We start from the raw sequence: 13,636 nt of genomic DNA on the forward strand, positions 1-13,636 counted from the left end.
AGATGGTCCTTCCGTTACTTTGGGCAGATCGCGGCGCGTTCGGCATCCGTGATCTGAAGCGCCGGATTGACGGTGAAGCGCTCGAACTTGCCGTCTATCCAGGCATCGCAGCCACCCGAGCAGGGCGCTCCATTTCGCGCTTCATTCCAATAGTCCTTGGCGCGATCTTCCGACCAGCCGCAGAATTGAACCAGCGCCATCGCCGACAGCGCGCCTGAAGAGTGCACACCCCACATGCAATGCACATAAACGGGGCCGTCATTACCCTTTATGACGTCATATACAGCCTCCATCACAGTCGCCGGACGCGAAGATCGCGCAGACTGATAATCAAAGCTGCCGGAACCGCAGGAGGTCGAGCCATAGTCGGTGTTTTTCCCAAAATCGGCATAGAAGCCGCGGGAGAAGCCTTCGGAACAAAGCGACTGGCGTTGAGAAGACGACAATCCAGTGCGCGCTTTGTCACCTCCAGAGAAACCACCACGATACAGAACACCATCCAGTACGGGGCGGAAGAACGCTGCTCCCTCGGGAGCACCAGAATTCGTGCGCGCTAGCATTTCGGACGCCGATGGCCCGCCGTCGCGAGAGGAGACGTCGGCGAAAACGATGGTAGGAGCCGCAAACGCGCAGGCCAGAGCCCAAACAACGAGGCTTTTCATTAGAGTATCCCTCCTTCTGAAAATCATGTTCTTGGGATGACAATAGCCCAGAACACGGCGTCTCTGAAACACAGAAATCCGGTTTCTTGGAAGATCTATTTGCACGTGGACTCCGGGTGCCACAGATGTCACGTAAAGTCACTCAACTCGAAATGCGATGAATATGATCAGCATGCAGTCAGAAAGGTCACTTCGGGCTCTTTCCGGCCGTACGCTGCATTCTACGCCAATGTCCGCACTGAGTACTAATGCTTGAAACAATTCTCTCTGTGCCAGGCTACAAACTCAGTCCTTGGCCGGTTGGCGAGGCGGTCCGGCACCAAGATCTTGCCGGACAAGTTGATCATCGATGTCACGGCTTCGATATCGTTGCTCTGGCGGGAAACCAGAATAGTTAGGTCGTCTGCTAACCCAACGAGGCCGCGATCAAACATCCAATGCGCGGTTCCGGACAGGGCGAGCCCATTGCTCACGATGTCAGGGCCGTCGTGTTCGACCGGTCTGATATGAGCGGCTTCCACCTCGGCGCGGCCACCGCCATTGATGAGACGCAAGCCCGTTATGGCACACCGTTCATTATAGGCGCGGAGTACATTCTTCCTGAAATTACGGTCGCGAACCGCGCGATTGGTCAACTGGTTTACGCGTTCTCGAGGGGGCATGTGTTGGAAAGGTGTTTGAGCATCTTGAAACCCTGGCATCTGCATCGAGTCACCCACGCGTGGCAGGATGTCCTCATCCCGTCCAAGGCCACGTTCGATAATTCGAGCAAAGTCTTCAGCGGAAAGGGTTCTGACCGCTGCTTGCGCGCGCCCGGAAATCTTACCTTGATCGTTCAACAAGCCTTGTTCGACGATTGAGTTTTCGTCCCGAAATGAAACAGGGTCGCCGAAATCAAGATACGTTCCTGGCTCGATAACCGCCAAGAACATGTCCTGTTTCCGAGGATCCGGAATGATCTCCTGGACCTTAGCGACAGAAAAATAGCCCTTGGTCTCTTTGACTTTGCTTGGCTCCAGATAGACGATCCAATCCCCTTCACACTGTTGGGCACGCGAGAGGTATTGCTTGGGAAATTGATACCGCTCCGAGGGAATGTCGTCGTAGATCGAGTCGCTGCGATGGATGAAGATACCGAAGGTCATTGGATCACCCGCGTTGGAGGCGTTCCAGCTTTCGATCGGCCGCGCGAAGGGTTAGCACCGCACCTGTCAAAAATGGAAGCGCCAAGCCAGCCGCAGCGATTGCTAAAATCATGATGGTGGCCAAAACTGAGTATTCAGCGGTCTGTTGCGCCAATGATAGTCGGCCCAAGCCAATCAGGTAGAACACACTGGTTCCCAGGAGGATCAGGTAAAGCGGGCCAAAGGGTTCAATCACCTCACGACGGGTGCGCTCCAAGGCCGAATGCCGCAACATGTTCCAGCGTTTGCTTGCTTTGTTCACCAGACTACTCCCTTACTAACTCGATCCATGTGTGCACGTCGTCATCACTGACTTCACGGCCTTCGACGTGCGACTGATACCAGCGAGCTACGATTGCTCCGCGTTTCTCGCTCTTAATTCTGATGTCTTCCTCAGTGAGGTGTTGATCGAGCGAAATCTCGATCCTCTTTAGGGCTTCGAAGTCGTGCGCGGCCCTAACAGATTTAGTCCCCAAAAGGATCCATGCTGCGTCCACATCGAACTTGTCGGCAATTGCGACCAAGGCCTCAACGGGAAGGCCGCGCTGGCCTTTTTCGTAGCTGTGATAGGCGCGGTGTGAGACGCCGATCGCGTCCGCCATAGCGGTTTGCGTCAAGCCAACTTCGTTGCGCGCGATCGCAAGACGCGCACCCATTGCCGAGAAGACAGCCTTCAAGTCCCGCGCCATGCAAGGTTCCCATTGACGTGACTGTCAAATTGCGCGAAACTGCACAAAATGACATAAATTTCCTGTTAATCCCATCTGACCACGTCAGAAGGTGCAGAACAAGCGATTCCATGCGCATCGCCGACTCAACTTAAGCGGACAAGGACGACTGAAATGGCAGAGACCAACTATTCAGACAGCTCTCAGATCCTGGGGCTTGGGAAAACGCCCGCTCAATGGGTCGAAGTCATGGCCGGGATGGGGATCGATATTTCTGAACGCACTTTGCGGGAACGGGCCAATGAGACGGGCGCTTTTTATCGCCTTGGGCGGACCATGCTCATCACGCCCGCGCAGATTGATACGATTTTTGAAGGAGGCCAGTCATGCCGCTCCAAATTTACAAGAGGGGCCGTTTCTACTGGGCCAAGGGGTGGGTTGAATACAACGGCAGGCCAATCGCCGGCCCATACCGGCGAAGCACTAAGGCATCTACAGAAGAGGGCGCGAGGGACTGGATAAACCATGAGACCGAACGTCAGATTCGTCGCTATGTCGTGGGCGACGAGCCGAGCAAGACGTTCTCCGATGCTATCATGCTGTACAACGCGTCCCCCAAAGCAGCGAAGCAGTTGATTCCGATTGTCGAAGCAATCGGCGACCTGTCGCTAGGCGCGATATCTGGTGCGCTATTGAAGAGCCTTGGACCAAAGCTGAAGCCCAAAGCATCAACCGACACCTGGTGGCGTGAAATCGTGACGCCCGCGAGTGCGGTCATCAACAACGCGCACGAGCTGGAAGGCACCCCGCTCATCCGCGTGAAGCCCTACGACAAGTTCGAGCGGATCGCGCAGGACAAGCGGCGAGGGAAGCTAAGTCGTGTAGAGCGCACGCCAGCCGACAAGGAATGGATAGAGGCCTTTTGCCGTGCAGCAGATCCGTACAACGCCGCACTGGTTCGTTTCATGTTTGAGACGGCAGCGCGAATTGATCAGGCCGTATCATTGGAGCCGGATGATCTTCGGCCGCACGAGAACAAAGTTCGCGTGAAAGCGCAGAAGGGACATCCGGAAAGTTGGATCACCGTCTCACCTCAGATGATGGACGAGCTACTCGCGTTGCCGCCTAAACGCCCCAAGAATCGCAAGACCAGCAAGCTCATGAAGGCATGCGTTTTCGGCTATGGGAGTTCTACCGGTTACAACACGCGATGGAAGACGATCTGCAAGCGCGCAGGTATCCCGTACCTTTCTGCCCACCCGGCAGGACGGCACGGCTTCTTCACGGAGCTTGTTGTCCGTCAGGGCGTCGATCCCGTCACGGCAGCCAAGGCTGGACGCTGGTCAGACCCCAATTTGCCCATGCGGATTTATGCCCACGCAGAGACCGATGAGGCCGACATCAGGGCCCGTTTTCGTACAAACCACGTACAGGATGACGCTGTACAAATACCCAACAGCAAGAAATCACATAAGGAATAGCTCTATGAACGCATCCCTCCTAAGGGGCAGGTTGCAGGTTCGAATCCTGCCGGGGTCGCCATTTTAAACATTTTCTTTTAAAACAATTGTTTGAAGCATCTCATTGCGATGGTGGTTCCGGTTTTGTGTGGTGTCTTGGTGGTTCCGGAGACGGAATGTGGAGTTCCAGAGCTTTTGTTGGCGCAGGGCTTTCAGCACTTTTTGATGATTTGCCTATCGAGCTATTTCCTAGCTAAGTCTTGCTGAAGATCTTCGGCGTCCGTTTGCCACGCACCGTCAAGTATGGCTGCTTGACGGGTTGAGGAGGCCAATGATCAAGATGGATGAAGTTCTGGCCCGTGCTGCCCTTCCATTACTGGATGTACGGGGTGTTCTGTTCCTGCATAACCTCGAGCTGGATCGTCGTGTTAAACATGCGGCTTCTCGAGATGAAGTCTGCATGCGGATGATAACAGTGCCAGGTGTTGGCCCGATCGCGGCTCTGGCTTTCAAATCAGCCGCGCCAAACGCTCTGTTGGATTTGAGCCCCTTTGGGCCAAGAATGGACGACGGACGTGGTAAAATACCAATGCGGGTGGTCTATTTCCCCCAGGGGCAGAGTTCTTCCACTTGTTGGCGACCAAGGTCGTTCAGTGTTTTTATGTTGTCCAAATAGATTTTCTCAGGGTCTGAAACGTGAGCGAGGACTTTGGTCAACTGCTCCTGACGCAGAAGATGAATGGTTGGGTAAGGGGCGCGGTTGGTAAAGTGGCTGAGATCGTCTGCGGCCACACCGTCAAATTGATATTGAGGATGAAAAGAGGCCAATTGAACGTGCTCTATCAGGTCTGCGTTCTCCAGCAGCTGCTGAAACCAATCGAGCAAGGTGAGGTAATCCCCAAACTCTTCCAGACCCTGAGGAAACATCAGCAAGCTTGTGGCAACGTCATTTTCGTTGGCCCCAAGGAGGTGCTGCAATTCATCCACAAAGAACTGCTTTAGGTCCGCATCGGTGGTGGCATCACATATGGCATAGCGGACTTGATCTCGGGCTATAACGCTCGAGGAAAATGGGCAGAGGTTCAATCCTACGACCATTTGTTCAAGCCATTGACGGGTGTTTTTGACCACGTCTTGATGCGCGTTTGACAGCGTTTGTGGGGCAAGCTTGGCGATGCGACAAATCCTTTCCTGTTTGACCCGTTTAAATCACGTTCTGCTCGTACTTCCAATTTGTTTGCAGAAGTCAAAACCGTCAGATCTGGTGTCGGATGTCAGCGCTGATGCGGCCACTAGCCGGCAGATACCTTTCTGGCGAGCTGGCAATGTGGGGTGAATGTCACAGCGTGGATCAAGTTTGTGCAACGCCAAATTCTCCGCGGACGCAGAAACAGCAGGCAGGTGGTTACTTACCGCAATAGTCAGCAGTGACAGCAATCACGCGTTTGTCTTGGAAGAAGATGATCTGACCGTTCTGCTGCATGCCGGTCAGTGTGTTGGAGACACGCGACGCGGTGGTGATTTTGTTTCTGATAAAGACCGGTTCCCAGTCGGCGGCTTGAAGCACGCAATCGCTGCGCAAGCGGCCCAGTTGCAGGGCGAGCTCCGGGAAGCCGTTTTGGGCGGCGATTTTCGGGTCGGAATATTGGCCGTCCACCCCCATGCAGCCGGTGAGAAAGGTTGCCGAGGCGATAAGGGCGGATGGAATGAGCGCCTTCATGGATTGGGTCTCTTTCCGTTAGTTCGACTTATTAAGATGGAAAGTAGTGACCATGCCACTATAGGCATAGCCGTCCAGAATCAGGCTGTGTTGTCCTTTGGTAAGTAAGAAGCCATCTTTGACTTTGCCTTTAAAGGCGTAGCCTTCAGCCTCCAGGAGTTTGCGCAGGGTTAGTCCGCCAGAGGTCACTGAACCGTAGTTCCCGAGGACGAAAACGCAGCCCTGCTGCGAGACATTAAAACTTGTGTTCTTGCTGTTGATCCGGTCCATCGCGCTGTCGCCGCGTTTTTTTCTAAACGCGGATGATTTGCCAAAGGAGGTCGCTGGGGTGAAGCCCAGAGATTGCATTTTTTTGGCGCTCACAATGGTCCCGTTTTCAACGGCATCCAAGCAGAGCGGGATGAGGGGTTTGAATTCAGACATCGCAAGTGCGGAGGCGTTTTTGTTGTACTCCTCCACGCGTTTGATTTGCTCGGCGCGGTATTCGGGGGCGTTGCTCATGCAGCCTGCAAGAAATGCGCAGGACGTTGCGATCAAAAGAAGTTTTTTCATGTCAGGGCCTTAAAGGAAGTTGTTTGCTCTTAAGGGGATCGCGCATAGGTGGCAATGGGGGGCTAAACAGAGGGCTCATTAGGCAACAGTGTCTTAGGTATAATTGATGGTTCAGGTTGATGATTTTCTTAATGCCACTACCACAGGCAGCGGTGATTCAATTTTAGGAACCAACATGACTATCTCTAAACTGCTTATAGGCGTTGCTCTTTCTCTGAGTGTTGCGGCCTGCTCCACCGTTGAAGGCCCGTCTGATAAGGCGATTTCCGTCAGCTTCAAAAATCAGGCCGGTAGCAGCTACTTGGCCGGGTATAACCCCGTTCCGGTGCGGGCGGCCGTTGGTAAAAAGAGCGTGCCTGCCATTTGCCAAATCACATCGGCAAATTTCGAAAGCCCCTCTTTCAAGTCACCTGCCAAAGTGAACCTGCCAGCCTACAGCAAAGGCGCACAGAATGTCACACTGAGCTGCACATACGAGGAAGAGACAAAAACCGTCACCGTTGCTCCTGAGAACCTGTCGGCGAAAGCACGTGCAGGGTCTGCGATTGGCGTTGCACTCTTGTGCCCAATTTGTGGGGTTGGTGTTGCGGCTGCGGGCGCAGCCAAAAACAAAGACAGTGACATCTATGGCTTTGTCCAATTGGACCTGTCTTTCGACGGCTGAGCCTGGCTTGATTTGGCTGATCCGTAAAAAAAGCCCCGGTGTTTCCACCGGGGCTTTCGTTTTGTCAGAGAGAGCAGACCTTAGTCTTCTTTCTTCTCTTTTTTCTCAGCAACGATCTCTTCGCCGGTTTCCTGATCCACAATCTTCATGGACAGGCGAACCTTGCCGCGGTCGTCAAAGCCAAGCAGTTTGACTTTCACTTCCTGGCCTTCTTTCAGAACGTCGGATGGGTGGTTCAGGCGGCGGTTCTCGATTTGAGACACGTGCACCAGACCGTCGCGCTTGCCGAAGAAGTTCACAAACGCGCCGAAGTCGACGATTTTCACAACTTTACCGGTGTAGATTGCGCCTTCTTCCGGCTCTGCCACGATCGAGTGGATCATGTCGTAAGCCTTCTTGATGGCTTCGCCGTTTGGCGAGGCAATCTTGATCACGCCTTCGTCGTTGATGTCGACTTTGGCGCCGGACACTTCAACGATTTCACGGATGACCTTACCACCGGAGCCGATCACTTCACGGATCTTGTCGGTTGGGATGTTCATGGTCTCGATGCGTGGAGCGTGGACGGAGAATTCCGCAGCACCTGTGATCGATTTGTTCATCTCACCCAGGATGTGCATGCGGCCGTCTTTGGCTTGAGCCAAAGCTTTTTCCATGATTTCCGGTGTGATGCCCGCAACCTTGATGTCCATCTGCAGCGAGGTGATGCCGTTTTCGGTACCTGCCACTTTGAAGTCCATGTCGCCGAGGTGGTCTTCGTCACCCAGGATGTCAGACAGGATCGCGTAGGAGCCGTCTTCTTCCAGGATCAGGCCCATGGCCACACCCGCAACTGCGGATTTCAGAGGCACACCTGCGTCCATCATGGACAGGGAGCCGCCACAAACGGACGCCATGGAGGACGAGCCGTTGGATTCGGTGATCTCGGACACGATGCGCACGGTGTAAGGGAAGTCGGTTGCCGCTGGCAGAACCGCCTGCAGCGCACGCCATGCCAACTTGCCGTGACCAATTTCGCGACGGCCGGGAGGGCCCACACGACCAGCTTCACCCACAGAGTATGGAGGGAAGTTGTAGTGCAGCAGGAAGTTGGATTTGAAGTTGCCGTGCAGTGCGTCGATGAACTGTTCGTCATCGCCGGTGCCCAGTGTGGTCACAACCAGACCCTGTGTTTCGCCACGGGTGAACAGAGCGGAGCCGTGGGTCCGTGGGAGCAGGCCGGTCTGGCACACGATGTCGCGGATCTCGTCGGTTTTACGACCGTCGATGCGGGTGCCGGTTTTGACAACGTCACCGCGCAGGATGCCGCCTTCGAGCTTCTTCAGAGCGGAGCCGAGGTTGGCATCTTCAAGCTGCTCTTCTGTCAGAGCGGCTTTGATTGCTTCACGTGCAGCGGCAACAGCGGCAGTGCGCTCTTGCTTGTCGGTGATGGCAAATGCGGCGCGCATCTGCTCTTCGCCAGCCGCTTTCACAGCTTCGTAGAGGTCAGCGTAATCAGGCGCTTGGAAGTCAAACGGCTCTTTTGCAGCGTCTTCGGCCAGATCAATGATCAGGTCGATCACCGGCTGGATGGAATCGTGGGCAAATTTCACCGCACCGAGCATCTCTGCTTCGGACAGTTCGTAAGCTTCGGATTCAACCATCATCACCGCGTCTTTGGTGCCGGCTACAACCAGGTCCAGACGTTGGTCAGGGTTCTGACGCAGGTCCTGCATGTCGTCTACGGTTGGGTTCAAGATGTACTCGCCATCTTCAAAGCCAACACGTGCAGCAGCCACTGGGCCCATGAACGGTGCGCCAGAGATGGTCAGAGCTGCGGAGGCTGCGATCATGGCAACCATGTCTGGGTCGTTGACCAGATCGTGGGACAGCACGGTGCACATCACCAGAACTTCGTTTTTGAAGCCAGGGACAAACAGCGGACGGATCGGACGGTCGATCAGGCGCGCAGTCAGTGTTTCTTTTTCTGTTGGGCGCGCTTCGCGCTTAAAGAAGCCACCCGGTACTTTACCGGCGGCGTAGTATTTCTCTTGGTAGTGCACAGTCAGAGGGAAAAAGTCCTGACCGGGCTTTGGTGCCTTTGCAAAAGTCACTGCGGCCATCACGGAGGTTTCGCCCAGAGTGGCGATCACACAACCGTCGGCCTGACGGGCAATCTTACCCGTTTCCAGAGTGAGCGTTTCTTCGCCCCACTGCATGGATTTTTTGGTTTCTTCGAACATCATCGTATCCTAGCTGGGAGCACTCCTGGGCGTATCCCAGGTCTCCCGTTTGAAAATAGCGGCCCCATTGCCGCCGACCTCTTCTATCTTTCTTTGATGCGCCGAGGTCAGGCACAACGTCTCAGATGGTCGGCCCATATCGGAAAACAAGGGGTTTGGAAACCAAATTCTATGTCTGCGGTGCGCCGTATGGGACAGCGCAGGGGAGCAGTGATTGAAGCGTCATCACATGGGCAACACATTGTTTACGGCGCAAAAGTGGCATTTTAGGCAAATCTGGGCGATAGTGTGGCTGACAGAATCGCGGCTAGGGGGCTTGCTGCGAAGACAACGTAATGCGCAAGTTGTGCGCCCAGTGTGAGATATGTGCCATGAGAGCCCCGTTTACCCTGATCCTAACCATCGGTATGGCGGCGATATTTTTTGTCGCGGGATGTGCGGAGACCACCAGTCTTGAAAATCCGGTTGGCGCTGAAAGAGCCGCGCCACAGGAGGTTGTGACCAAGAACGCTGTTGCGGAGGCCGAGCCACAGGGCACGCGTATTCTGGCGATGGGTGACAGTATGATGGCTTGGCACACGTTTACGGGCCAGTCGATCCCGCACACCATTGAGGCTGCACTTGGAGAACCAGTTTATAACACAGCCATCAGCGGTGCGAAGATTACCTATAAGCTGCCGATATCTGGAGCGATGGGGATGCGGATCGAGAACCAGTATCGCAAAGGCGACTGGGACTGGGTGGTGCTTAATGGTGGTGGCAATGATCTGTGGTTGGGCTGCGGTTGTGGCAAATGCGCGGGTAAGCTGAACAAGATGATCTCTGAGGACGGCAAGCGTGGCGTGATTCCAATGATGGTGCAAAAATACCGTCATGCTGGTGCGCAGGTTGCCTGGGTTGGATATTTGCGCAGCCCGGGTGCGTGGTCGCCAGTGGAAGGCTGTCGCGACACCGGCAATGAGCTGGAGCAGCGGATCAACAAACTGGCGGCGATTGATCCGGGCGTGCACTACGTGTCCCTGGCCGATCTTGTGCCAAACGGGGATCGCAGTTTTCACACGTTTGATATGATTCACCCGTCGATCAAAGGCAGCCGGGAAATTGGCAAGCGGGTGGCTTCTGTGATCGCAGCACACGACGCGGCGCGATAAGACCGCCAGAAATTCAAAGTGTTAGCCCCATCGCGCAGCGGTGGGGTTTTGTCGTTTATGGCGCGACAAAAAAGGCAGTTGTCAATTCTGATAAAATTTGTCAGATAAAAGCCGCCCAGCCAGACATCCTCCAGATCAGCCCGGGTATTTCAGGCATGGCACGTGATTGGATTGCGTGATGAGGCCTCTGACAAGGTGAGAGCACGTGGCGATGCGCGGTGCTGGGCCTCCAGACGGAGAATGAGACATGAGTATTCAAACCCAACAAACCCCGCACCGATGCCACGAGGTGTTGGAAACACTTGGCTGTGACGACTTTGAGATAGGGTTACTGCCGGTGTTGCGGCACCTTTGTGTCAGTGCGCAGAGTGCTGACCCCAAAAGCTGGAGCCGTGCCTTTGACATTGCCGTGGAGCGCTATGGTGAGGCAATTGGATTGCCCGCAGCCCATGGCTTGCACAAAATTGTGCTGAGTGTTTTTGCCTGTCGTGCCGGAGGGCTAGAGGTGAAAGACCCGCTGGACACAGAGGCGCGCAAGGACATTACGGACGATGAGGTGCAGATGTTGTCGATGGTGCATCATATGCGGCGGGATAATTCGGCGGCTGCGCGCTCAGCTGTTGCGTTTGTGACCCGTGGGCGCATGGATCCGGTACTGATCCGTGCGGGGCTTACATTTGCCAACCGGTTTCCGGCCGGCGTGGGGCGCCATGCGCGCAAAGTGGCGCGGCCCAAACTGTCGGTTGTGGCTTAAGTTGTCGACGTTCGTGCAGTCTTGGAACCTGGCTTTTCCGTGATGCCAAAAGCCTTGCGCGCGGTCACAAGACGTAGGTCTTCGGGGTCCATCCCCATCGACAACATGGTTTTGCGGTCGAAGCGCTCTTTGGCGGTGGCTTTGTCATGGGCGGTGCCAAACAGGCGGTCAATCCAGTCAAAGCCAAAGCTGACCTGAAAGGTCGCGTGGTGGTCTTGGAAATGATGCGCCAGATGCTTGCGGGTGATGTATTGGCCAAGCCGCCCTTTGGGCACGTTCAGATGTGCAATGGTGTGGCAGTATTCATAGAAAGCAAAGGCTGAGACCGAGCCAACAAACAGCGCAATGTAGGAAATGGTCAGGGCCGGGATCAGGCCGAGGAACGGCCAGAGGACCGCGGTGTGAATAACCGTGGACAGGAGACCAAAACGCACGGCGTACCAGTGATCGTCACCGGTGAAGAACTCCGGGTCGGTGGGGTATTCGTGATGGCCGATGTGGGTGCGGTAAAGCTCGTTGAAGGTGCCTTGGTCTTTGGGTGGCTCGCGGTGCATCAGAAAGCGATGCATGCCGTATTCGACAAAGAGCTGCGCGATGTAGCCGTAGATCAGTGCGACGGGAATCCACCAGGACAGGTTCTGGGAAATCAGAAAGACACCCAGCAGCCAGAACGGAAACAGGCGGTGTAAGCTGCCCATGCGGATCAAGACGGATAGTGTTTCTTTCATGGTGACCTCCCCTGTCGCAAGGAAGTCTGCGCCCGTAATGTGGAGCGTGTCAAATTTGACTTGGCGTCAAGGGAAAGAGCCCCGCGCCTCCAAGAAAGCGCGGGGCAGCTGGTGCGCTTAGGCGCGACGCCAGCCGGGGAACGGATCCGGCATGTCTTCAACAGCCGAAAGGGCAGCAACGGACTCGACGTGCAGCAAGCAGGCGTCCAGTTTGGCTTTCAGTTTTGGCCAATCGATGCCGGTGCCGATGAACACCAGCTCCTGACGGCGGTCCCCAAAGGGGTCTGCCCAATGGGCCGCCATGTAATCTTGTGCCTGTGGATGGGTTGGTCGACGGTCTTCCGGCACACTGGCCCACCATGTGCCTAGCGGCGCGACGGAAGACAAAGCGCCAGCCAATGAGAACTCCGCCACCCACTCCGGGCGTGTGGCGATCCAGAAGTGGCCTTTGGCGCGGATCACACCCGGCATGTCGCCGTTAAGAAAGTCATGGATCTTTTGCGGGTCAAACGGCAGACGCTCGCGATAGACAAAAGAGGCAATGCCGTATTCTTCACTTTCCGGGGTGTGGTCGGCGAAACCATACAGCTCCTTTGCCCACATTGGGTGTTCATGCGCTTTGTCGAAGTCAAACAGGCCGGTGTTGAGCACATCCAACGCCTGTACCTTGCTGCGGTCAGTTTCGATGATGCGGGCATCCGCGTTTAGGCTGCGGATGATCTTGCGGGCTGCGTCGGTTTTGACCGGGCCTGCATCCGTGACTTTGTTGAGAACCACCACATCGGCAAACTCAAGCTGGTCGGTCAGCAGGTGCACCAGTGCCCGTTCGTCTTCTTCCCCCAAAGTCTCGCCGCGATCCGCCAAAAGGTCATGGCTGCCAAAGTCATTGAGCAGATTCACAGCGTCGACCACTGTCACCATGGTGTCCAACCGCGCCACGTCAGTGAGACTCTCGCCCTCTTCATCGCGGAATTCAAAAGTTGCGGCCACGGGCAGGGGTTCAGAAATGCCTGTGGATTCGATCAACAGGTAGTCGAAGCGGCCTTCGGCGGCGAGGCGGCGCACTTCACTCAGCAGGTCGTCGCGCAGGGTGCAGCAGATGCAGCCGTTGGACATCTCCACAAGGGATTCTTCGGTCTGGCTCAACTCGGCGCCGCCTTTGCGCACAAGGTCGGCGTCGATGTTCACTTCGGACATATCGTTGACAATCACCGCCACGCGCAAGCCGTCGCGGTTGTTGAGGACACCGTTGAGCAGCGTGGTTTTGCCGGCTCCTAGGAAACCTGAAAGCACAGTGACGGGGAGGCGGGTGTCTTGGTGTTGGGCGTCTGGCATGGTTGGCTCCAATAATGTTATAACATAACAATCATGCAGGAGCCGAAACTGCAAGAGGTGGAATGCAGGTATGGCAACAAAAAACGCCCGCTCCGGGGAGCAGGCGTTTTCCGTAATCTCGGTAGGGGTACGTCTTAGCGACGGATGCCCAGACGCTTGATCAGGTCCTGATAGCGGGCTTCGTCTTTGCCTTTGGTGTAGTCCAGAAGCTTACGACGCAGAGCAACCATTTTCAGAAGGCCACGACGACCGTGGTTGTCCTTCTTGTGGGTTTTGAAGTGCTCGGTCAGGGTGTTGATGCGGGATGTCAGGATCGCAACCTGGACTTCCGGAGAACCGGTGTCACCTTCTTTGGTCGCAAATTCTTTCATCAGGCGGTTTTTTTCTTCAACAGTGATCGACATCGGGGTCTCCTATTCAAAAGGGTTTCGGGCACAAGCCGGGATGTCGTCCAGCAAGGTCCATAGAGATACTCCCAAGAGAATCCCTTGGAAGATGGGCGTATGTAGTCGCAAACGGCCCAAAAGAAAAGGGCC

The 13,636-nt window shown here is 55.3% G+C and carries 15 protein-coding genes; 4 read left to right on the top strand and 11 right to left on the bottom strand.

Annotation, left to right across the window (positions count from 1 at the left end; all coding sequences use genetic code 11):
* Positions 1-14: 14 nt before the first annotated feature.
* The 4 genes from Q0955_RS08945 to Q0955_RS08960 all read right to left on the bottom strand — a co-directional run bounded on the left by Q0955_RS08945 (position 15) and on the right by Q0955_RS08960 (position 2,535).
* A complete protein-coding gene (locus Q0955_RS08945; RefSeq protein WP_299423300.1) occupies positions 15-662 on the bottom strand; it encodes a hypothetical protein in 648 nt (215 codons plus the stop codon).
* 245 nt (positions 663-907) lie between these two features.
* On the bottom strand, positions 908-1,807 hold the full coding sequence (locus tag Q0955_RS08950; RefSeq protein WP_299423303.1) for an HNH endonuclease: 900 nt from the start codon (positions 1,805-1,807) through the stop codon (positions 908-910).
* Between the two features lie 4 nt (positions 1,808-1,811).
* Positions 1,812-2,108, bottom strand: a complete 297-nt coding sequence (locus Q0955_RS08955; RefSeq protein ID WP_299423306.1) for a hypothetical protein — start codon at positions 2,106-2,108, stop codon at positions 1,812-1,814.
* A 4-nt stretch (positions 2,109-2,112) separates the two neighbouring features.
* Positions 2,113-2,535, bottom strand: coding sequence for a helix-turn-helix transcriptional regulator (locus Q0955_RS08960; protein ID WP_299423308.1), 423 nt, complete (start codon positions 2,533-2,535; stop codon positions 2,113-2,115).
* Positions 2,536-2,900: 365 nt separating this feature from the next.
* Here Q0955_RS08960 and Q0955_RS08965 point away from each other — a divergent pair, with 365 nt between their 5' ends.
* Complete coding sequence (locus Q0955_RS08965; RefSeq protein WP_299423311.1) at positions 2,901-3,995, top strand: tyrosine-type recombinase/integrase; 1,095 nt, start codon at positions 2,901-2,903, stop codon at positions 3,993-3,995.
* A 579-nt stretch (positions 3,996-4,574) separates the two neighbouring features.
* On the opposite strand, the gene Q0955_RS08970 is transcribed toward Q0955_RS08965, so the two are convergent.
* The 3 genes from Q0955_RS08970 to Q0955_RS08980 form a co-directional block, all read right to left on the bottom strand.
* Positions 4,575-5,105 (bottom strand): DUF1415 domain-containing protein, encoded by a 531-nt coding sequence (locus tag Q0955_RS08970; protein WP_299423313.1) that lies wholly within the window; start codon positions 5,103-5,105, stop codon positions 4,575-4,577.
* A gap of 274 nt (positions 5,106-5,379) precedes the next feature.
* On the bottom strand, positions 5,380-5,694 hold the full coding sequence (locus Q0955_RS08975; RefSeq protein ID WP_299423316.1) for a hypothetical protein: 315 nt from the start codon (positions 5,692-5,694) through the stop codon (positions 5,380-5,382).
* An 18-nt stretch (positions 5,695-5,712) separates the two neighbouring features.
* Positions 5,713-6,246: a hypothetical protein gene (locus Q0955_RS08980; RefSeq protein ID WP_299423318.1), complete on the bottom strand. Its 534-nt coding sequence runs from the start codon at positions 6,244-6,246 to the stop codon at positions 5,713-5,715.
* Between the two features lie 175 nt (positions 6,247-6,421).
* Here Q0955_RS08980 and Q0955_RS08985 point away from each other — a divergent pair, with 175 nt between their 5' ends.
* Complete coding sequence (locus tag Q0955_RS08985; protein WP_299423321.1) at positions 6,422-6,910, top strand: hypothetical protein; 489 nt, start codon at positions 6,422-6,424, stop codon at positions 6,908-6,910.
* 80 nt (positions 6,911-6,990) lie between these two features.
* Here Q0955_RS08985 and pnp read toward each other — a convergent pair whose 3' ends face one another.
* Positions 6,991-9,132: a polyribonucleotide nucleotidyltransferase gene (gene pnp / locus Q0955_RS08990; protein ID WP_299423323.1), complete on the bottom strand. Its 2,142-nt coding sequence runs from the start codon at positions 9,130-9,132 to the stop codon at positions 6,991-6,993.
* A gap of 371 nt (positions 9,133-9,503) precedes the next feature.
* Between pnp and Q0955_RS08995 the strand changes: the two genes are divergently transcribed.
* Both Q0955_RS08995 and Q0955_RS09000 read left to right on the top strand, forming a co-directional pair.
* Entirely contained in the window at positions 9,504-10,283 is a 780-nt protein-coding gene (locus tag Q0955_RS08995; protein ID WP_299423326.1) for an SGNH/GDSL hydrolase family protein, read from the top strand.
* A gap of 247 nt (positions 10,284-10,530) precedes the next feature.
* The gene (locus Q0955_RS09000; protein ID WP_299423328.1) at positions 10,531-11,037 is read left to right on the top strand and encodes a hypothetical protein; all 507 of its coding nucleotides are present in this window, start codon (positions 10,531-10,533) and stop codon (positions 11,035-11,037) included.
* Here Q0955_RS09000 and Q0955_RS09005 read toward each other — a convergent pair.
* The 3 genes from Q0955_RS09005 to rpsO all read right to left on the bottom strand — a co-directional run bounded on the left by Q0955_RS09005 (position 11,034) and on the right by rpsO (position 13,504).
* On the bottom strand, positions 11,034-11,765 hold the full coding sequence (locus Q0955_RS09005) for a sterol desaturase family protein (protein WP_299423331.1): 732 nt from the start codon (positions 11,763-11,765) through the stop codon (positions 11,034-11,036). The two genes, Q0955_RS09000 and Q0955_RS09005, sit on opposite strands and share 4 nt — an antisense overlap.
* Positions 11,766-11,882: 117 nt before the next feature.
* On the bottom strand, positions 11,883-13,100 hold the full coding sequence (locus tag Q0955_RS09010) for a GTP-binding protein (RefSeq protein WP_299423334.1): 1,218 nt from the start codon (positions 13,098-13,100) through the stop codon (positions 11,883-11,885).
* Between the two features lie 134 nt (positions 13,101-13,234).
* A complete protein-coding gene (gene rpsO / locus Q0955_RS09015) occupies positions 13,235-13,504 on the bottom strand; it encodes a 30S ribosomal protein S15 (protein WP_164644262.1) in 270 nt (89 codons plus the stop codon).
* Positions 13,505-13,636: the final 132 nt, after the last annotated feature.

Origin of the sequence: uncultured Shimia sp. (genome assembly GCF_947493595.1) — a bacterium.
GTDB lineage: Bacteria > Pseudomonadota > Alphaproteobacteria > Rhodobacterales > Rhodobacteraceae > Shimia.

Excerpts from the sequence above, each read along its gene's own strand:
- Q0955_RS08945 (WP_299423300.1), bottom strand. The coding sequence starts at position 662 with ATGAAAAGCCTCGTTGTTTGGGCTCTGGCCTGCGCGTTTGCGGCTCCT.
- Q0955_RS08950 (WP_299423303.1), bottom strand. The coding sequence starts at position 1,807 with ATGACCTTCGGTATCTTCATCCATCGCAGCGACTCGATCTACGACGAC.
- Q0955_RS08960 (WP_299423308.1), bottom strand. The coding sequence starts at position 2,535 with ATGGCGCGGGACTTGAAGGCTGTCTTCTCGGCAATGGGTGCGCGTCTT.
- Q0955_RS08965 (WP_299423311.1), top strand. The coding sequence starts at position 2,901 with ATGCCGCTCCAAATTTACAAGAGGGGCCGTTTCTACTGGGCCAAGGGG.
- Q0955_RS08975 (WP_299423316.1), bottom strand. The coding sequence starts at position 5,694 with ATGAAGGCGCTCATTCCATCCGCCCTTATCGCCTCGGCAACCTTTCTC.
- Q0955_RS08980 (WP_299423318.1), bottom strand. The coding sequence starts at position 6,246 with ATGAAAAAACTTCTTTTGATCGCAACGTCCTGCGCATTTCTTGCAGGC.
- Q0955_RS08985 (WP_299423321.1), top strand. The coding sequence starts at position 6,422 with ATGACTATCTCTAAACTGCTTATAGGCGTTGCTCTTTCTCTGAGTGTT.
- pnp (WP_299423323.1), bottom strand. The coding sequence starts at position 9,132 with ATGTTCGAAGAAACCAAAAAATCCATGCAGTGGGGCGAAGAAACGCTC.
- Q0955_RS08995 (WP_299423326.1), top strand. The coding sequence starts at position 9,504 with ATGAGAGCCCCGTTTACCCTGATCCTAACCATCGGTATGGCGGCGATA.
- Q0955_RS09000 (WP_299423328.1), top strand. The coding sequence starts at position 10,531 with ATGAGTATTCAAACCCAACAAACCCCGCACCGATGCCACGAGGTGTTG.
- Q0955_RS09005 (WP_299423331.1), bottom strand. The coding sequence starts at position 11,765 with ATGAAAGAAACACTATCCGTCTTGATCCGCATGGGCAGCTTACACCGC.
- Q0955_RS09010 (WP_299423334.1), bottom strand. The coding sequence starts at position 13,100 with ATGCCAGACGCCCAACACCAAGACACCCGCCTCCCCGTCACTGTGCTT.
- rpsO (WP_164644262.1), bottom strand. The coding sequence starts at position 13,504 with ATGTCGATCACTGTTGAAGAAAAAAACCGCCTGATGAAAGAATTTGCG.